At 75.0% G+C, this 17981-nt stretch carries 16 protein-coding genes; 6 read left to right on the forward strand and 10 right to left on the reverse strand.

Translation table 11 applies throughout. The features are described 5' to 3' along the window. Window positions 1-67 precede the first annotated feature (67 nt). The 4 genes from QSK52_RS19280 to QSK52_RS19295 form a co-directional block, all read right to left on the reverse strand. On the reverse strand, window positions 68-469 hold the full coding sequence (locus QSK52_RS19280; RefSeq protein WP_285737329.1) for a hypothetical protein: 402 nt from the start codon (window positions 467-469) through the stop codon (window positions 68-70). A 155-nt stretch (window positions 470-624) separates the two neighbouring features. Continuing rightward, window positions 625-927 (reverse strand): hypothetical protein, encoded by a 303-nt coding sequence (locus tag QSK52_RS19285; protein ID WP_285737330.1) that lies wholly within the window; start codon window positions 925-927, stop codon window positions 625-627. 60 nt (window positions 928-987) lie between these two features. Then, on the reverse strand, window positions 988-1980 hold the full coding sequence (locus tag QSK52_RS19290) for a phosphotransferase (protein ID WP_285737331.1): 993 nt from the start codon (window positions 1978-1980) through the stop codon (window positions 988-990). Window positions 1981-2113: 133 nt separating this feature from the next. Beyond that, complete coding sequence (locus QSK52_RS19295; RefSeq protein WP_285737332.1) at window positions 2114-3547, reverse strand: helix-turn-helix domain-containing protein; 1434 nt, start codon at window positions 3545-3547, stop codon at window positions 2114-2116. 314 nt (window positions 3548-3861) lie between these two features. On the opposite strand from QSK52_RS19295, the gene QSK52_RS19300 reads away from it, so the two are divergent. Further along, a complete protein-coding gene (locus tag QSK52_RS19300; protein WP_285737333.1) occupies window positions 3862-7053 on the forward strand; it encodes a M28 family peptidase in 3192 nt (1063 codons plus the stop codon). A gap of 228 nt (window positions 7054-7281) precedes the next feature. Beyond that, window positions 7282-8061, forward strand: coding sequence for a signal peptidase I (lepB, locus tag QSK52_RS19305; RefSeq protein ID WP_285737334.1), 780 nt, complete (start codon window positions 7282-7284; stop codon window positions 8059-8061). Between the two features lie 72 nt (window positions 8062-8133). Here the strand turns inward: lepB and QSK52_RS19310 are convergent, their stop codons facing one another. After that, the gene (locus QSK52_RS19310; RefSeq protein WP_285737335.1) at window positions 8134-8790 is read right to left on the reverse strand and encodes a TetR/AcrR family transcriptional regulator; all 657 of its coding nucleotides are present in this window, start codon (window positions 8788-8790) and stop codon (window positions 8134-8136) included. Window positions 8791-8886: 96 nt separating this feature from the next. Between QSK52_RS19310 and QSK52_RS39465 the strand changes: the two genes are divergently transcribed. Then, the gene (locus QSK52_RS39465) at window positions 8887-10368 is read left to right on the forward strand and encodes an alpha/beta fold hydrolase (RefSeq protein ID WP_352230294.1); all 1482 of its coding nucleotides are present in this window, start codon (window positions 8887-8889) and stop codon (window positions 10366-10368) included. A 47-nt stretch (window positions 10369-10415) separates the two neighbouring features. On the opposite strand, the gene QSK52_RS19325 is transcribed toward QSK52_RS39465, so the two are convergent. Then, window positions 10416-11075, reverse strand: a complete 660-nt coding sequence (locus QSK52_RS19325; protein WP_285737336.1) for a hypothetical protein — start codon at window positions 11073-11075, stop codon at window positions 10416-10418. An 86-nt stretch (window positions 11076-11161) separates the two neighbouring features. Here QSK52_RS19325 and QSK52_RS19330 point away from each other — a divergent pair, with 86 nt between their 5' ends. Then, entirely contained in the window at window positions 11162-11503 is a 342-nt protein-coding gene (locus QSK52_RS19330; protein ID WP_285737337.1) for a cupin domain-containing protein, read from the forward strand. On the opposite strand, the gene QSK52_RS19335 is transcribed toward QSK52_RS19330, so the two are convergent. Further along, complete coding sequence (locus QSK52_RS19335; RefSeq protein ID WP_285737338.1) at window positions 11467-12168, reverse strand: hypothetical protein; 702 nt, start codon at window positions 12166-12168, stop codon at window positions 11467-11469. The two genes, QSK52_RS19330 and QSK52_RS19335, sit on opposite strands and share 37 nt — an antisense overlap. Window positions 12169-12344: 176 nt before the next feature. Between QSK52_RS19335 and QSK52_RS19340 the strand changes: the two genes are divergently transcribed. Continuing rightward, complete coding sequence (locus QSK52_RS19340) at window positions 12345-12932, forward strand: hypothetical protein (protein ID WP_285737339.1); 588 nt, start codon at window positions 12345-12347, stop codon at window positions 12930-12932. Window positions 12933-13067: 135 nt separating this feature from the next. Here the strand turns inward: QSK52_RS19340 and QSK52_RS19345 are convergent, their stop codons facing one another. From QSK52_RS19345 to QSK52_RS19355, 3 genes are all read right to left on the reverse strand, one after another. Beyond that, the gene (locus tag QSK52_RS19345; protein WP_285737340.1) at window positions 13068-13451 is read right to left on the reverse strand and encodes a hypothetical protein; all 384 of its coding nucleotides are present in this window, start codon (window positions 13449-13451) and stop codon (window positions 13068-13070) included. A gap of 163 nt (window positions 13452-13614) precedes the next feature. Next, window positions 13615-14589 (reverse strand): alpha/beta fold hydrolase, encoded by a 975-nt coding sequence (locus QSK52_RS19350; RefSeq protein ID WP_435053294.1) that lies wholly within the window; start codon window positions 14587-14589, stop codon window positions 13615-13617. 480 nt (window positions 14590-15069) lie between these two features. Next, complete coding sequence (locus QSK52_RS19355; RefSeq protein WP_285737342.1) at window positions 15070-15711, reverse strand: HNH endonuclease family protein; 642 nt, start codon at window positions 15709-15711, stop codon at window positions 15070-15072. A gap of 572 nt (window positions 15712-16283) precedes the next feature. Between QSK52_RS19355 and QSK52_RS19360 the strand changes: the two genes are divergently transcribed. After that, the gene (locus QSK52_RS19360; protein ID WP_285737343.1) at window positions 16284-17954 is read left to right on the forward strand and encodes an ABC transporter substrate-binding protein; all 1671 of its coding nucleotides are present in this window, start codon (window positions 16284-16286) and stop codon (window positions 17952-17954) included. Window positions 17955-17981 lie beyond the last annotated feature (27 nt).

Here is a 17981-nt window from a genome sequence, read left to right on the forward strand (position 1 = left end):
CCTACTCAGCGGCCCCGGCCGCACCAGTGGTTTTCCACCCCGTGGACGGGCCGGGCGGCCGGGCCCGTCAGGGACGGTCGTCGCGGCGGACGGTCCACTCGTCGTCCTCGTCCGCGTACGGGTCCGGTCCGTGCTCGTTCTCGTAGTCCTCGCGCAGCTTCGCGGCCCGCTTCTCGGAGGCCGCGCGCTCCTCCGGCGAGAGGTTCTCCGCGGCGGCGCGCATCTCGCCCAGGCGTGCGCCGATCGCCGACAGGTACCGGTCGGACTGGATCGCCTCCCGCATGCCGATCCGCCCGCTGAGCACCTCCCGGGCCATCTGCTGCAGCTCCGGCCCGACCTTGTCGTTGCTCGCCAACGTCCGCAGGGCGCGGTGCAGTTCGGCCGCCTGCCGCGGGTTGTCCGCGACGTCCAGCAGTTCGTCGTCGGTGATCTCCGGACCGCCCAGGTCGTCGTCCCGTCCTGCCGCCATGTCCACTCCCCCGTCGTCGGTTCCCTCCCCGTCCGGGCCCGGCCCGGCCCGGACGGGCGTTCGGTTCGTCAAGCCGCTCCGTGCGGGGGCGACTTGACGGGGAGATCATATGTCCTTCCCCCGAGGGGGGCACGGCGTCGGCCGGAGCGGGACGGCTATGCGCCCGCGCCCTCCAGCCGGGCCGCCACCATCGCCACGAAGTGCTGCAGCACCGCGAACGGCAGGGTGGAGCCGTCGCCGAAGAAGACCACCGGCTGGTCCTCCGGCTCCAGCGCCCGGACCACCACCGTCACGGCCGTCGGCCCCGGTGCGGGCGAGTCCGGCACCCCCGGACCGCCGCCCGGCACCACCCGGGCCTCGCTCAGTTCGAAGTGCCCGACCCGGCTCCCGTCCACTCCCGTCTCGGTGAACAGGGCGCAGTACAGGTCGCCGTCGTGGCTCCAGGTCGTCAGAGACATGGCGGGGATGTTCCCACACCCGCCTCCCCCGCCGACAACGGCCCCCTCCCGGCCGCCGGTTCACCGCAGCAGCGCGGTCCACCCCTCCAGCGAACGCAGCACCCGCGGCAGCTCCCGCGCCGTGTCGGTGACGACCCGCAGCCCGAACGCCCGCCGGTCGGCGTCCGCCCCGCGGTGGCCCAGCGCCAGCCACAGGCACCAGGCGGCGGTGGCCAGTTGGCCGCGCAGCAGGCCCGCGAAGGCAGAGGCGTCCGCCGGACCGGCCGGGCCGCCCGCGTCCAGGTAGGCGGCGAGCAGCGGACGGACCGTCCGGGGGTCGGGGTCGACGGCGGGGCCGTTGAAGGGGGTCGCGAAGCGGAAGGCCACGCTCACCGCCTCCCACCAGGGGACCTCCGGGCCGACCGTCTGCCAGTCGATCAGCGCGTACCCGTCGGGCGTGCGCAGCACGTTGGCCCTCGAGGTGTCGCCGTGCACCAGGACGGCCGCGGGGGCGCCGCGCGTCGCCTCCCGCACCAGGGCGGCGGCCTCGGCGACCACGGGCAGCAGTGCGCGGGCCGGGCCCGCCACCGGGAGGCCGCCCGCCTCCGCCTCGGCCACCCACTCCCGCCACTCCGCCACGGGGTGCGGCGGGGGCGGCTCCTCCCCACCGGTGTCCAGCAGCGCGATCCGGGCCAGCGTCCGTCCCGTCCAGTCGGCCGCCGCGGCGTCGGCGCCGCCCTGCCGCAGGTCGTGACCGTCCAGCCAGGCGCTCACCCGGACGACCGTGTCGCCGGGGCCGCGGTGCCAGTAGCCGACGGCGGGGGCGGGCGGCTCGACGGGGCGCGGCATCGCGACCCCGGCCGCCAGCGCCGCCTGCTGCAACCTCCTCACCCGGTGGGCCTGTCGGTGGTGCCAGTCGCTCAGCAGTCGGCCCGTCACCACCGTCCAGCGCCCGCCGGAGGTCTCCAGCACCCGGCTGTTCGTCGGGGCGCCCCCGTTGTCGAGCACCCGCCACGGCCCCAGGGCCCGCCCCAGCCCGAAAGCGGCCGCCACCGCGTCGTGATCGAGGTCCACCCCGCGAGTCTGCGCCCCGCCCCTCCCCCGCGCACCCGGTTTTCCACCGCGCCGGGAGCCGGTCCGGCCGGCTCCCGGCTCCGGGCGCCGGCGCCCGGAGGAGGGACAGCGGCGCCCGCCCCCGCAGCGCCCCTCAGACCACCGCTCCCAACCGCGTCGCCGCCTCCGCCGCCTCCGCTCCCCACCGCCCCGCGCCCGCCGCCAACCGGCTCCGCACCCCGCGCAGTTCGTGGCGGACGAGGGCCGGGAGCGGGGCGGGGTCGGCGGTGAGGAGGGGGGTGAGGGTGGCGAGGGCGGGGCGGGGGTCGTCGGCGCAGAGGTGGCAGTCGGCGATGCGGACGGTGAGCATGGCGCGGGCCGCGGGGAGTCGGCCGTCGCCGAGGAGGTCGAGGGCGGCGGTGGCGGCGGTGAGGGCGTGCCGGGCGAGGCGGGGGTCGGCGGTGGCGGCGGCCAGGTCGCGGAGGGCCGCGGAGGAGCCGGACTCGACCCGGAGGCGGAGCGCGGCGGGCGCCAGCCAGGGGACGCGGGCCTCGGCGTCGGGGAGGGCGCGGTCGGGCCGGTCGAGGTGCTGGCGGGCGCGGCCGAGGTGGCGGGCGGTGGTGCGGGCGTCCCCGGCGAGGGCGGTGGCGCGGGCTTCGCCGAGTTCGGCGAGGGCGTCGGACCAGTGGCGGTCGGGTGCGGCGCGGCGGATCTCGCGGGCGTAGTCGCCCGCGGCGGCGGGGTCGTCGTCGAGGAGGCCGAGGACGGCCATGTCGCTGAGGGCGGCGGCCTGGGTGGTGGGGTCTCCGGCGAGGGCGGCCCAGCCGAGGGCGCGGTCGAAGCAGGCCATCGCGGTGGCGGGCCGTCCGCCGTGCAGGCGCAGGCTGCCCGCGGCGTGGGCGTACTCGGCGGCGAGGCGGGCGAGGACGCGGCGGTGGCGGACGGGTGCGTCGGCGAGGCGGGCGACGACGGCGCGCAGGGTGCCCTCGATGACGGTTCCTGGTCCGCGTTCGCCCATCGCCCTTTCGGCGCCGTGGAGTTGGGTGCCGAGGACGGCACCGAGGACGGCGGCGAGGGCGTGCACGGTGTCGGTGTCGAGGGGGGCGGCGGGGTCGGCGCAGAACGCGGCGTGCAGGGCGAGGGCGGTGGCGGGGGGCGGGGGCTGGCAGCCGGCGGCGCCGTGCAGGGGGCACTGGACGTCGTGGTCGGGCAGGGTGGCGGGGCAGTCCTCGGCGGGAACGGGGCCGCCGCCCGGAACGGGGCCGGGGCCGGGGCCGGTGGGCAGCGGGGGGCGCAGCAGGTGCGGGGGGAGGGCGGGGCGGTCGCCCTCGGCGCTCTCGGCGCGGTCGTGGCTGCGGACGAGTTCGCCTCCGGCGCCGAGGAGTTCGTCGATCCGGCGGGCGAGGCGGGGGGTGGCGCGGCGGGCGCCGTGTTCGAGGCGGCTGACGGCGGTGTGGTCGTAGCCGACGGCGGCGCCGAGTTGGGCCTGGGTCCAGCCGGCGTGGCGGCGCCAGTGGCGCAGCAGGGCGCCGAATTCCTGCCAGCTTCCGCCGTCGGGCAGTTCGACCGGGTTGGGTGCCCCGAGCATCCGCCGACACCTCCCCCGGGTCCGTTCCTGCGGCCGTTCCTGTTGCCGTACCGCGACGGTACCCGCCCGGGCCGTGCCCCGTACATGGCGTGGTCTGTACCTCTTCTTTGCCATCGCCCTTGCTCCGGCCCTTGTCGGCGCCCCGGCCGGAGGGCTCCGGAACCCTTGCTGACGTTGCGCCAATTGCCTTCTGAGTCAGTGCATTTGACGGAATTTGCCATCCCGTGCCGGGGACTGTCAGCTCCGTTGACCGGGCCATGGCGGCGGTGTGAGGGTTCCGGGCACCCCCACACCCGAAGAGCTGAGGAGCTCTGATGAAACGCAGATTGCTGACCGCCGGCACCACCCTGGCCGTGCTGGGAGGCATGCTCGGTGCTTTCGCCGGGCACGCGAACGCCGCGCCCCCGCCCGCCCCATCGGCCCCGACCCCGCTGGCGGCCGCCGTCTCGGCGGCGGACCTGGCGGCTTCGGCCGGCCTGGACGCGCTGGCCAAGGGCCCGGACGAGAGCTACGAGCGCCGGAACGTCACCCAGTTCCTGAACGGCCTCTACTCGGTCTCGTACGAACGCAGTTACAAGGGCCTGCCGGTGGTCGGCGGCGACGCGGTGGTGCTCGCCGACGGCCAGGGCAAGGTCCGCGGCGTGCAGAACGCCGCGTCCGGGCCGGTCGGCGTGCCGACGAAGGCGAAGGTGAGCGCGGCGGCCGCGGAGCGGACGGCGCGGGCGCAGCTGGCGAAGGTCGACTCGGCCGAGGCGCCGCGGCTGGTGGTCCGGGTCAAGGACGGCACCTCGCGGCTGGCCTGGGAGTCGGTGCTGACCGGTTCGTCCGGGAACCGGCCCAGCCACCTGCACGTGTTCGTGGACGCGGTCACCGGCGAGGTGGCGGACAGCTACGACGACGTCAAGGCCGGCACCATCAACAGCAAGTGGAACGGTCCGGCGGGCCTGACCATCAGCACCACCGGTTCGGGCAGCTCCTACTCGCTGCGCGACCCGAGCCGTCCGGGCCTGCAGTGCTCGGACTACTCGACCGGCCAGGTCTTCAGCAAGTCCTCCGACTCCTGGGGCACGGGCAGCGCCACCTCCAAGGAGACCGGCTGCGCCGACGCGATGTTCGCGGCGCAGAAGGAGTGGGACATGCTCCGCGACTGGCTGGGCCGCAACGGCCACAACGGCAACGGCGGCAGCTGGCCGGTCAAGGTCGGCCTGAACGACGTCAACGCGTACTGGGACGGCTCGTCCATCTCGATCGGCCACAGCCAGGCCAACGAGTGGATCGCCGCGATCGACGTGGTGGGCCACGAGTTCGGCCACGGCCTGGACCAGTACACGCCGGGCGGCGCCAACAACGAGGCGGGCCTGGGCGAGGCGACCGGCGACATCATGGGCGCGCTCACCGAGGCGTACGCCAACGAGCCGGCCCCGTACGACTCCCCCGACTACACGGTCGGCGAGATGATCAACCTGGTCGGGCAGGGCCCGATCCGGGTGATGTACAACCCCTCGCAGGTCTCCGGGAACCCGAACTGCTACTCCTCCTCGATCCCCAACACGGAGGAGCACGCGGCGGCCGGCCCGCTGAACCACTGGTTCTACCTGCTGGCGGAGGGCTCCAACCCGGGCGGCGGCAAGCCGTCCAGCCCGACCTGCAACTCCTCGTCCGTCACCGGCATCGGCATCCGGGACGCGGGCCGGGTCTTCTACGGCGGCATGCTGCTCAAGACCAGCGGCATGACGTACAAGAAGTACCGGACCGCGACCCTGACCGCGGCCAAGAACCTCGACCCGTCCTGCACCTTCTTCAACCGCGCCAAGGCCGCCTGGGACGCGGTCAGCGTTCCGGCGCAGACCGGCGACCCGACCTGCGCCGCGACGCCGACCAGCGACTACTCGCTGTCGCTGAGCCCGTCCGCGGGCACCGTGCAGGCGGGCGGCTCGACCAGCGCGACCGTCTCCACCGCCGTCACCGCGGGCTCGGCGGCGAACGTCTCGCTGGCCGTGACCGGCGCCCCGTCCGGCACCACCGCGACGGTCTCGCCGTCCACCGTGCAGTCCGGCGGCTCGGCGACGCTGAGCGTCAACGTCGGCGCGAGCACCCCGGCGGGCACCTACACCCTGACCGTGACCGGCACCGGCCCGGCCACCCACACCGCGCAGTACCAGCTGACGGTGAGCGGCGGGGGCAACCCCGGCGGCTCGGCCCCGGACATCAACGTGGCCAACGTGCAGGCGCACCTGAGCCAGCTGTACACCGTGGCCCAGCAGAACGGCGGCAACCGCCGGGCGGGCACCGCGGGCTACAGCCAGTCGCTGGCGTACGTGAAGGGCAAGCTGCAGGCGGCGGGCTACACCGTCACCGAGCAGACCTGCACCTCCTGCACCTACACCGCCAACAACCTGATCGCGGACTGGCCGGGCGGCCCGTCCGACCAGGTCACCATGTTCGGCGCGCACCTGGACTCGGTCTCGGCCGGCCCGGGCATCAACGACAACGGCTCCGGCTCGGCCGTGCTGCTGGAGAACGCGCTCGTCCTGGCGCAGCAGAACCCGACCATGACCAGGCACGTCCGGTTCGCCTGGTGGGCCGGTGAGGAGCAGGGCCTGCAGGGCTCGCAGTTCTACGTGGGCCAGCTCTCCTCGACCCAGCGCTCGGCGATCAAGGGCTACTACAACTTCGACATGGTCGGCTCCCCCAACGCCGGGTACTTCGTCAACAACCTCAACTCGGCCACCGCGGCGCCGCTGAAGGCGTACTGGGACTCGCTGAACCTCCAGCCGGAGGAGAACGTCGAGGGCCAGGGCCGTTCCGACGACTACTCCTTCCAGCAGGGCGGCATCCCGACCTCCGGCTACGCGGCGGGCGCCGACGCCGTCAAGACCCCGGCGCAGGCCGCCAAGTGGGGCGGCACCGCGAACCGCTCCTACGACTCCTGCTACCACTCCGCCTGCGACACCACCTCCAACGTCGACGCGACGGTGCTGAACCGGAACGCCGACGGCGTGGCGTACGCGATCTGGAAGACCTCGGTGGGCGGCACCACCACCCCGGTCAACGACTTCACCCTCGCGGTGAACCCGGCCACCGGCACCGTCCAGGCGGGCTCCGCGGCCAGCGCCACGGTCGCCACCGCGACCAGCTCCGGCAGCGCGCAGAGCGTCTCGCTGACCGCGAGCGGCGCCCCGTCCGGCGTCACCGTCTCGTTCAGCCCGTCCTCCATCACCAGCGGCGGCAGCGCGACCATGACGGTCTCCACCTCCGCCTCCACCCCCGCCGGCACCTACACCGTCACGGTCACCGGCACCGGCGCCTCCGCCACCCACACCACCGGCTACACGCTGGTCGTGAACGGCGGCGGCACCGGCAGCGGCACCTGGGCCGCCGGGGTGGCCTACAACGCGGGCGACGTGGTCACCTACAACGGCGTCAGCTACCGGTGCCTGCAGGCCCACACCTCGCAGAGCACCTGGACGCCGGACGTCGTCCCGGCCCTGTGGCAGCGCCTGTAGCCACCCGGAGCAGGTGAGCGACCACAGCACCAGATGAGTACGGCGGGTGTGCCGCGACCGGTTGGGGGACGGGTCGCGGCACACCTGCGTTCCCGCGGCGGGCGGGCGGACGCCCTTACGCCGCACACACGCACGGTGCACGTACGATGACCGCCGTCCTGACCGACCGTCATCACCCGCCGCGCCCCTCGCCCGGGCGCGGCCCGACCGCCCCGGGCGGGAGCCACCGTGACCACCGCAGCCACCGAGTCCGACTCCGCCCCCGAGCCCGGGACCGGACCCGGGACCGCAGGACCGGACGGGCCGGAGGGAGCGCAGGCACCGGGCGGACGGGCTCGGCGGCTGCTGCGCCGGGCGTTCGGCCGCTCCCGCGCCCGCACCCTGCTGGGGTGCGTGGCCTCGGCGCTGCTGCTGTCCCTGCTGATCAAGACCTTCCTGGTGCAGGTCTTCGTCATCCCCTCGGGCTCCATGATGGGCACCCTGCAGAAGGACGACCGGGTGGCCGTCGACAAGTTCAGCCCCTGGCTGGGGGAGCAGCCCCACCGCGGCGAGGTCGTCGTCTTCCGGGACCCGGGCGGCTGGCTGACCGAGCCGCCCGCCCGCGGCAACCTCCTGCAGGACGTGCTGAGCCACCTCGGGCTGATGCCCTCCGCCGACGAGAAGGACCTGATCAAGCGGGTGATCGCGGTCGGCGGGGACACCGTCGAGTGCAACGCGGGCCAGCCGCTGAAGGTCAACGGCACCGCCCTGGACGAGCCCTACCTCTACCCGGGCGCCACCCCCTGCGACGACTACCCGGTCGGCACGGTCGAGGTCCCCGCGGGCTTCCTCTGGGTGATGGGCGACCACCGCAACGACTCCGCGGACTCCCGCTACCAGCTCCTGCACAACCCCGGGGGCGGCTTCGTCCCGGTCGACCACGTCATCGGCCGCGCCCGCGTCCTGGTCTGGCCCGCCGGGCGCTGGACCACCCTGCCCGTCCCCCCGACCTTCGACCGGCTCGGCTGACCCTCCGGGGCCCCGCGGGCCGTCAGGTGCCGCGGGTCGCCGCCAGTTGCCGCGGGTCGCCGCCGGTCGCCGTCAGTCGCCGTCCCCGAGCACGTACACCCCGGCCCGGGCCGCCGTGGCCGCCGCGGCGGCGGCCCGGTCGGCCTCCGCCGGGCCGACCGGCTCGCCGGTGACGTGCATCCGCAGGTAGAGGGGGGCGACGGTGGCCCGGACGACCTCGTGGGGGTCGGTGCCGGGCGGGACCTCGCCGCGGGCGATCGCCTCGGTGACCGCGACGGAGGTGAGTTCGCGGCGGCCGGCCAGCACCGCGGAGAGGGCCTGCTGCGCCTTGGGGGAGCCCGCGGCGGCGGAGACCATGGCGCGCAGCCAGGCCCGGTGGGCGGGGTCGCCGTGCAGGGTGACGACGGCGCGGGCGATGGTGCGCAGGTCGTCCTCCAGGCTCGGGCCGGCGCCGAGGGTGACCGTCACGGCGAGGTGGTCGGCGAGGTCGACGACGATGTTCTCCAGGCTGCCCCAGCGCCGGTAGACGGTGGTGGCGGCGACTCCGGCGCGGGTGGCGATGCGGTCGATGCGGGTCTCGGCGTAGCCGTGCTCGACGAGTTCAGCCAGGGCGGCCTCCAGGACGGAGGCCCGGGTGCGGGCGGTGCGGCCGCCGGGGCGGCGGGTGCCGGGCGCGGGCTCCGGAGCGGCCTCGGTCCCTGACGCGGTGTCACGTTCCTCGGGTGCCAAATGAAAATCCCCTTGCGTTAGTGGTGCGGGTTCCGCCAGGATCGAGCCTAACGCAGGATCACCTGCGTTTGTCCCGTGTCCTGGAGAGGGCTCCGCATGCCCCTGCCCCTGCCGCCGCTGCCCCGCGTGGAGCACCGTTTCGTGGACGTCGACGGCGTCCGCGTCTTCTACCGCGCCGCCGGGCCGGAGAACGCCCCGGTCCTGTTACTGCTGCACGGCTTCCCGTCGGCCTCGCACCAGTTCCGCCGCCTGTTCGACGCCCTCGGTGCCCGGTTCCGGCTGATCGCCCCGGACTACCCGGGCTTCGGCCACACCGAGGCCCCGGCCTCCTTCCGGTACTCCTTCGACGCGCTGGCCGAGGTGCTGGAGGGCTTCGTCGGGGCGCTCGGCCTGGAGCGCTTCGCGCTGTACGCCTTCGACTTCGGCGGCCCGGTGGGCTTCCGGCTGGCCACCCGCCGCCCGGAGCTGGTCACCGGCCTGGTGGTGCAGAACGCCAACGCGTACGCCGAGGGCCTGTCCGAGCTGGCCGTCGGGACGATCGCGCACCGCACCGGCGAGCCGGGCGCGGCGGAGGCCGTCCAACCGCTGTTCACGCTGGAGGTGACGCGCGGTCAGTACGAGGGCGGCGCCGCCGATCCGGCCCTCGTCCCCCCGGACGGCTGGACGCTGGACCAGCACTTCCTCGACCTGCCGGGCCGCCGCGAGGCGCAGACCGCGCTGGCCCTGGACTACCACGCGAACGTCGGGCTGTACCCGGTCTGGCAGCGCTGGCTGCGCGAGCACCGGCCGCCGCTGCTGGTGCTGTGGGGCCGCAACGACCCCTTCTTCCTGCCCGCCGGGGCCGAGGCCTACCGGCGGGACGTGCCGGGCGCCGAGGTCCACCTGTTCGACACCGGCCACTTCGCCCTGGAGGAGTGCGCGCCCGAGATCGCCCCGCTGGTCGCCGACTTCCTCGACCGGCTGACCGAGCCCCGTCCGCTGCGGATAGCCGTGCTCGGCGCGAGCGGGCAGCTCGGCGGGGAGGTCGCCCGCGAGGCCGGGCGCCGCGGCCACGCCGTCACCCCGCTCGGCCGGGCGGACGCGGACGCGGCGGACGAGGCCGCGCTGGTCGCCGTGCTGGCCGGGCACGACGCGGTGGTCGCCGCCCTCAAGGGGCCCGACCGGCTGGTGCCGCGGGCGGCCGGGGCGCTGCTGGCCGCGCTGCCGGAGGCGGGGGTGCCGCGGTTGCTGTTCGTGGGCGGCGGCGGCAGCCTGGAGCACGCGCCGGGCGAGCGCTTCGTCGACTCCCCCGACTTCCCCGCCCCGTACCTGGAGACCGCCCGGGACCAGGCGGCCGCGCTCGACCTGCTGCGCGCCGCCGACACCCCGGTGGAGTGGACGTACTTCAGCCCGCCCCCGGTGCACCTCGTCCCGGGCGCCCGGACGGGCCGCTACCGGGTGGCGGCCACCGACGCCCCGCTGACGGACGCGGCGGGCGTCAGCCGCCTCACCACCGGCGACTTCGCCTCCGCGGCAGTCGACGCACTGGAGCGGGGCAGCTTCCCGCGCGCCCGGATCACCGCCGCCACCCTCGGCTGACGGCGCCCGTCCGCCCCGGCCGGACCCCCACCCGGCCGGGGCCCCCGCTACTGCTCCGGCCGCTCCGGCCGCTCCAGTCGCGGCAGCCACGCGTGCCCGGGGTGCACGTCGCGCAGCCAGCGGGCCAGCGTCCGGCGGCGTTCGGCGTCCAGCCGGGGCAGGGCGCGCTCGAAGTCGGCCCGGTCCTTGTCCCGGACGGCCTTGGCCTTGAACAGCAGCACCAGTTCGGGCCGCAGGTAGGGGACGCCCGCGGCGGTCCGCTCGAACGTCTCGGGGTACGGCAGCCGCAGGCGCTCGTCGCGCCGGCAGATCCACGTCCCGCCCTCGTGCGGTTCGCGGAACACGTCGAAGCGGTACTGCCCGCTCGCCGGGTCGCGCGCCCAGGTCTGCCGGGTCGCCGCCAGCACCGCGGGCCCGGCGTCCGGCCAGGTCCGCCCCCAGCCGACGGCGTCGAACGCCAACTCGGGGAAGCACGCCCGCAGTTCCCCGAACGCCCCGGCCGGCACGGCGACCTCCAGGTCGCCGTGCGGCCGCGACTGCCCGCCGAGGAACAGGTCCAGCGCCCAGCCCGCCGCCACGCACCAGGGCGCGGCGAGCCCCGCCAGCCGCTCCGCGACCTGCTCGGGCCGCCAGGCCCCGGCCCAGCGGGCGTCCGCCTCGTCCCCGTCCATCCGCACGCCGCCGTCCGGCGGCCCTCCCGCGTCCATCCGCCGAACCTACCCTCCGCGCACCCCGTGCTATCCCCCCGACGCCCCCTCCCCCGGGGCGACCTGCCGTGCGAGGATCGACCACCATGGAGATCATCGACAGCGGCCGCTTCCGCCCCGCCCCGGACGGCTCGCCCGACTACGCGGAGCACCTGAGCGTGCCCGCGCTGAGCTTCGGCACCTACTCGCTCCCGGCGGGCTCCACCGACGATCAGTCACCGCACCTGCAGGACGAGGTCTACGTGGTCACCCGCGGCCGGGCCCGCTTCACCTCCGGCGGGCGCACCGTCGAGGTCGGGCCCGGCACCTCGCTCTTCGTCCCGGCCCGGGAGGAGCACCGCTTCCACGACATCACCGAGGACCTGGTCGCCCTGGTCCTCTTCGCCCCGGCCTACAGCGGCGTCCCCGCCCCGGGCGACCCGGCCTGAGACCCGCCCCGGCCCGCGGGAGCCCGGCCGGGGCGGAGCAGCACCTCGCTGCCCACGGGGGTGAAACCAGCGGCGAGGAAGGCGCGCAGGGAGCGGGCGTTGCCGGGGGCGACGGCGGCGAAGAGGGGCGTTCCGGCGGGGAGGAGGGTGAGGGCGTCGCGCAGCAGGGCGCGGCCGTGGCCGTGGCCGTGGCCGTCGGGGTGGGCGGGGTCGAGTTCGATGCTGAGTTCGTGGCGCCCGGCCAGGCCCTCGGCGAGGGTGACCAGCCCGCGTTCGTCGCCGTGGACGGTGACGCGGGTGCGCAGGCAGCGGGCGAAGCGGACCCGCGGGTGGTCGTCGAGGTGGTGGAGGGTGTCGAGCCGGGGCGGGCCGCCGGTGGCGCGGGCGGTGAGGGTGGCGTCGGTGACGCCGATCCAGCCGTCGGGGCCGGCCAGGTGGAGCAGGAACCGCGGGTCGAGGGAGCCGCCGAAGCCGTCCGCTCCGGCGGCGGTGACCCGTCCGGCGTCCTGGGCGGTGGCGATGACGGCGTGTCCGGTGAAGGCGACCGAGCACTCCAGGCCGCCGGGCAGCGGCGGCAGGACCGTCACCCCTCCGTCGGCGGGCGGGAAGCGGCCCTCGGCGGCGGCCAGCAGGTGGGTCAGCAGGGGGTGGGGGGCGTCGGTCACGGTCGGGGGCGTCCTTCGGTGGATCGGTGGGTCGGGAGGGGGCGCTGCGGTGTGCCTGGAGCCTTGGGCGGCAAGGCCGTTCGGTTCGAGTACGTCTTCCGGTGGGCCTATAGTGCTGGCCGTCCTGTTCTCCCTCCGCCCCGCCGCGGAGCGTCCGAGCCCTGGAGCCGCACACGATGACTGCCGCCTGCCCGTCCTGCTCGACGGCCGACCACACGCTGCTGGTCACCGCCGCGCTGAACGACCCGCGCGGGGAGCTGGACCGTCCGACCCGCGGGCTGCTGGACGTGCCGCGTGAGCCGAAGAGCCTGAGCCCGGGCAGCACGGTGCTGTACGTGCTGGCGGGCCTGACGGGCGCGCTGCTGCTCACGTCGTTCTTCGCCCTGCTGCAGGCGGAGGGCCAGGAGTTCGCCAACGACGCGACCGCCCTGGTGGTGTACCTGCTGTTCACCACGGTCCTCGCCGTGGCCGGCTGGCTGGTGCGCCGGGAAGCCCGCAGGCGCCGCCTGGAGCAGGGCGGTTGGCCGGTCTCGTACGAGCAGTGGACGCTGGTGCACAAGGTGTGGCGGGTGGCCTGGCTGTGCCGCGCCTGCCGGGTGGCGTTCTTCCCGCTGGGCGCGCTGCGGCCGGACTTCCCGGCCTCTCCCCCGCTGCGGTACGAGCACTTCCAGGACTGGCTGAACGAGACGGCCCGGCAGACCGAACTGGCGGGCGGCTTCCTCCCCGCCGCCGGAACGCCCGCCACCGGAACGCCCGCTGCCTGACCGGCCGTCACCCGGTCGGCCGCCGATCGGCAGACGCCCCGTCAGCACGGCCCGCGGAACCGGACGGTGCGCGCGACCCGGACGGTGCGTGGGCGCGGGCGGTGCGAGGACCTCCAAGCGGCGTTCCCTCCTCGTTCAGTACGCGTAGCGGGTGCAGCGGGACGAGGGCGAGGTCGGGCGGGGGCCGGTGAGCGGCAGGTCGGGGCCGTACGGGGTGCAGCGCTCGGCGGGGCCGGTGGCGTCGCCGGGTGCGAGCAGCACCCGGCCGAACGGGCCGGCCGGCACCCGCGACACGGGCACGTGGGAGCCGCGGGCCGCGGCCTCGCCCGCCGCGAGTTCCTCCCGGCGCCGCCAGGGCACCCCGGAGGGTTCGGGGTCGACCGCGTACGCCCCGGCGTCCGTCAGGACGGGCGTCGGATGGCCGTTGCCCACCGGGTGGTGGGCGTGCGGCGGGAGACGGGCCCTGGTGACGGGCCTGGTGAGGGCTGCCCCGCAGTGCGCGCAGGCGAGGATCTCCACACAGCGCTCCTTCCGGCGCTGGGAGTATGCGACGGGGCGCGGTTCGGACGCAAAGGGTTTTCCGACGCCCCGTCAACGCCCCGTCCGGTCAAGGCTCGCGCCCGGTCAAGGCTCGCGTCCGGTCAAGGCTCGCGCCCGGCCGCTCCTCACAACCGCCCCGCCCTCACAGCCGGTCGGCGTCGAGCACCGCCCGGACGAACTCGCCGGGTGCCTCCTGCGGCAGGTTGTGGCCGACGCCGTCGACGGTGCGGTGCAGGTAGGGCCCGGCGAACCGGTCGCGGTAGGCGCGGCCGTTGCCGGGGGCGGTGAACGGGTCGAGGGCGGGGTCGAGCGCGACGGTGGGGACGGTGATCACCGGCCGGTCGGCGAGCCGCCGTTCGTCGGCGTCGAAGCGGCGTTCGCCGCCCGCCAGGCCGAGCCGCCAGCGGTAGTTGTGGAGCACGATCTCGGGGTAGTCGGGGTTGTCGAAGGCGGTGGCGGTGCGGTCGAAGACGCGTTCCTCGAAGCGCCAGGTGGGCGAGACGGTCTGCCACACCAGTCGGCAAAGGTCGCGGCGCAACCGCCGGTCGAGCAGGGCGCGCCGACCGCGCTCGGTGGTGAAGTAGTACTGGTACCACCAGGCGTGCTCGGCCTCGGCGTTGAGCGGGTCGGCCTGGGCGTGGACGTCGGTGATCAGGTAGCCGCCGACCGTGACCAGCGCCTTGACCCGCTCGGGACGCAGCGCAGCGACGATGGCGGCCGTCCGGGCGCCCCAGTCGAATCCGGCTAGCAGGGCCCGGCTGATCCCGAGCGCGTCCAGCAGCGCGACCAGGTCCCGGGCGACGGCGGCCTGTTGGGCGTTGCGCGGGGTCTGCTCGGAGCGGAACCTGGTGCGTCCGTGGCCGCGCAGGTAGGGCACCAGGACCCGGTAGCCGCGGGCCGCGAGCAGCGGGGCGACCTCGGCGTAGCTGTGGATGTCGTAGGGCCAGCCGTGCAGGCACACCACCACGGGGCCGTCGAGCGGGCCGCACTCCGCGTAGCAGACGTTGAGGTCCCCGGCGGCGACCTGCCGCAGCGTCCAGGGCACCGCGAGCCCGTCCGAGAGGACCGGCCCGTAGGGCGCCGGGCGCGGGGGCACCACGTAGCCGGGCCCGGGCATCAGGTAGGCGGGTTCGGCATAGGCCGGTTCCGCGTAGGCCGGTTCGGCGTAAGCCCGTTCCGGGTAGCCCGGTTCGACGTAGGCGGGCGGCGGCGGGTACGCCTGGGCGGCGTAGGGAGGTGCCGGGTAGGACTGCGCCGCGTAGGCGGGTGCCGCGTACGCGGTGTGCGTCCGGGCGCCCGCGGCGGCCGCGAACAGCCCGGTGCCTGCCGCGACCCCCGCCCGGTGGAAGCTCCGCCTGTCCATCCGCCCGCCCTCCGCCCGCGTCCAGCCGACCGTTGCTCCTTGCTCAGTCAGCAAGCATGCCGGAGAGGGGGGTTGACCAGGACGAAGACGCGCCGATCGGACATTTCGGTCGTTCGCGGGTACAAACGCCCCAAACCCGTCCGCACGGGGCCCCGCGCGGACGGTCCGGGTCGAACTGCGGTGCGGTCGGCAGCCGTTGGGGACGTCGGTTCGGCAGCCGTTGGGGACGTGGGCTCAGCAGCCGTTGAGGATGTTGGTGAGGGCGGTCTTCTCGGCGCTGTCCACGGACAGGTTGTAGTAGTACTTCACCTGCACCCAGGCGCGGACGTAGGTGCAGCGGTAGCCGGTGACGGAGGGCAGCCACTCGGCCGGGTCCTTGTCGCCCTTGGCCTGGTTGACGCTGTCGGTGACGGCTATCAGCTGGGGGCGGGTCAGGTCGTTGGCGAAGGCCTGCCGCTGGGCGGTGGTCCAGGCGGAGGCACCGGAGTCCCAGGCCTCGGCGAGCGGCACCACGTGGTCGATGTCCAGGTCGGAGGCGGCGTGCCAGGTGGCGCCGTCGTACGGGGAGTACCAGGTGCCGGAGGTGGCGGCGCAGTTGGCGTCGGTGACCACGCCGGAGCCGTCGCGCTTGAGGACGGTCTCGCGGGTGTTGCAGGTGCCGGAGATGGTGATCCAGTGCGGGAACAGGTCGCGGCTGTAGCCGGTGCGGTTCTCGACCTTCACGCTCAACTGGGTCAGGTAGCTGCGGGCGGTGGCGGCGGAGACCGGGGTGGGCAGGGCGGCCTGGGCGGTGCCGCCGCTCGCGGTGACGGCTCCGGCGGCGAGGACGGAGGTGGTGGCGACGGCGGCGAAACGGCGGAGGAAACGATTCGGCACGGGGACGCTCCTGGGCTCGGCGGAGGGGCGGTTGGCGGTGCCGGGCCAGACTGGCAGCCGGCTGTCTATGCGGGTAGATACCGAGCCGTGAAGATTGCATTACCGTCATATGGCGATTCCGGCGCCCGATGTGAACGCCCGTCACCGGAGGTGTCCGGAGCAATGCGCGCGATGAACCCCAACTACCGTAGGAACAAAGCGAGTTGACGCTCCGTCCGGCACGCCGCGATCACCCCTTGACCGCCCCCGGACGGTGATCTACCTTCGTGCCTCGCCACGAGTTCCGGAGCGCGCCCCGCCCGACCGGACCGACCACGACCGGGAGGACGAGGGTGCCCACGGCTCTGTACGGCCGCCGCCACATCGACCTGCTCATGGTCTCCAGTTCGCTGTGTAGGTGAGCCCGCAGGCACCGCCGCCGCCCGGCCCGCTCCAGTCGCCCGGCCCAGTCGCCCGGCCCGGCCGCCCAGTCCAGCCCGCCCGCACCCCCGTGCCGGCCCGCGCCCGCCCGCACCCCCGTGCCCGCCCGCGCCCGCCGTCGCCCCCGCGCACCGCGAAACCGGAGAACCACCATGCCCAAGCCCCCTGCCGGACACGGCAGTTCGCCCACGTCAGGCCCCGCCCGCCACCGCCTCGGCGCGCTCGCGCTGACCGCCGCCGTCTTGGTCGCCGCCGCGGCCTGCACCAGCGCCAGGTCCGGCGGGAGCGCTTCGGGCGACGCCGCCGGTCCCGTCCTGACCATCGGCACCACCGACCAGGTGGTCAGCCTCGACCCGGCCGGCTCCTGGGACGCCGGCTCCGGCACGATCGCGGACGAGGTCTACGCCCCGCTGCTCAGCGCCGCGAACGGCACCTCCGACGTCACCCCGGACCTGGCCGCGAGCGTGAAGCTGACCGCGCCCACCCAGTACACCGTGACCCTGAAGCCCGGCCTGAAGTTCGCCAACGGCCACGACCTGACCTCCTCCGACGTCAAGTTCAGCTTCGACCGGCAGCTGCGGATCGCCGACAGGAACGGCCCCTCCACCCTGCTCCACAACCTCGCCTCGACCGCCGCCCCCGACCCGGCCACCGTCGTGTTCACCCTCAAGTCCGCGAACGACAGCCTCTTCCCGCAGGTGCTCTCCACCGGCGCGGGCTTCGTCCTGGACGAGGAGGTCTTCCCCGCCGACAAGGTCCTCGACGACGACGCCGTGGTCAGGGCCCGCCCCTGGAACGGCCCGTACGGCATCACCAGCTACGCCAAGAACTCGCTGGTCGCCTTCGAGGCCAACGGCGCCTACCGGGGTCGGCTCGGCACGCCGAGGACCGCGCGGGTGCGGCTGAAGTACTACACCGACCCGAACAACCTGAAGCTGGACGTCCAGCAGGGCGGCGTCGACGTCGTCTACCGCACCCTGCCGATCGCCGACCTGCAGGACCTCTCCGGCAAGCCCGGCGTCAGCGTCCACACCGGCTCCGGCAACGGCATCCGCTACCTGGTCTTCGACTTCGCCTCGCAGCCCTACGGCAGCGCCACCGGCCAGGCCGACCCGGCCAAGGCGCTCGCCGTCCGGCAGGCCGTCGCCCACTCCGTGGACCGGGCCCAACTCGCCTCCCAGGTGTACAAGAACACCTTCGAGCCGCTCTACACCTCGGTGCCGGACGGCATCACCGGCGCCACCCCGTCCTACCGGACGCTGTACGGCGACGGGAAGGGCGGCCCCGCCGAGGACGCCGCCGCGGCGGTGCTCGCCGCCGCCGGGGTGCAGACCCCGGTCACCCTGCACCTCCAGTACAACACCGACCACTACGGCTCCTCCTCCGCCGACGAGTACGCCCTGGTCAAGACCCAGCTGGAGGCGACCGGCCTGTTCAAGGTCGAGCTGCAGTCCACCGAGTGGGCGCAGTACGGCAAGGACCGGGTCGCCGACCTCTACCCGCTCTACCAACTCGGCTGGTACGCGGACTACCTGGACGCCGACAACTACCTCGGCACCTTCTTCGTCCCGGACAGCTGGGTGCACAGCGGCTACCGCGACCCGGCCGTGCAGGCGCTGATCGCGCAGGAGCAGACCGAGACCGACCCGGCCGCCCGCACGAAGCTGCTGGAGCAGGTGCAGGACGCCACCGCCCGGCAGGTGCCGCTGCTGCCGCTGCTGCAGGGCTCCACCGCGATCGTCACCCGCTCCGACGTGCGGGGCGTGCCCGAGCGGCTGAACAGCGCCTACCGGTTCCGCTGGGCCGAGATCAGCAAGGGCTGACCCCGGCCGCCCCCGCCACCCGCCATC

It is taken from the genome of Kitasatospora phosalacinea (assembly GCF_030268885.1).
Taxonomy (GTDB): domain Bacteria; phylum Actinomycetota; class Actinomycetes; order Streptomycetales; family Streptomycetaceae; genus Kitasatospora; species Kitasatospora phosalacinea_C.

Coding starts and splice junctions, on each gene's coding strand:
- QSK52_RS19280 (WP_285737329.1), bottom strand. CDS start 469: ATGGCGGCAGGACGGGACGACGACCTGGGCGGTCCGGAGATCACCGAC.
- QSK52_RS19285 (WP_285737330.1), bottom strand. CDS start 927: ATGTCTCTGACGACCTGGAGCCACGACGGCGACCTGTACTGCGCCCTG.
- QSK52_RS19295 (WP_285737332.1), bottom strand. CDS start 3,547: ATGCTCGGGGCACCCAACCCGGTCGAACTGCCCGACGGCGGAAGCTGG.
- QSK52_RS19300 (WP_285737333.1), top strand. CDS start 3,862: ATGAAACGCAGATTGCTGACCGCCGGCACCACCCTGGCCGTGCTGGGA.
- QSK52_RS39465 (WP_352230294.1), top strand. CDS start 8,887: ATGCCCCTGCCCCTGCCGCCGCTGCCCCGCGTGGAGCACCGTTTCGTG.
- QSK52_RS19325 (WP_285737336.1), bottom strand. CDS start 11,075: ATGGACGCGGGAGGGCCGCCGGACGGCGGCGTGCGGATGGACGGGGAC.
- QSK52_RS19330 (WP_285737337.1), top strand. CDS start 11,162: ATGGAGATCATCGACAGCGGCCGCTTCCGCCCCGCCCCGGACGGCTCG.
- QSK52_RS19340 (WP_285737339.1), top strand. CDS start 12,345: ATGACTGCCGCCTGCCCGTCCTGCTCGACGGCCGACCACACGCTGCTG.
- QSK52_RS19350 (WP_435053294.1), bottom strand. CDS start 14,589: ATGCCCGGGCCCGGCTACGTGGTGCCCCCGCGCCCGGCGCCCTACGGG.
- QSK52_RS19360 (WP_285737343.1), top strand. CDS start 16,284: ATGCCCAAGCCCCCTGCCGGACACGGCAGTTCGCCCACGTCAGGCCCC.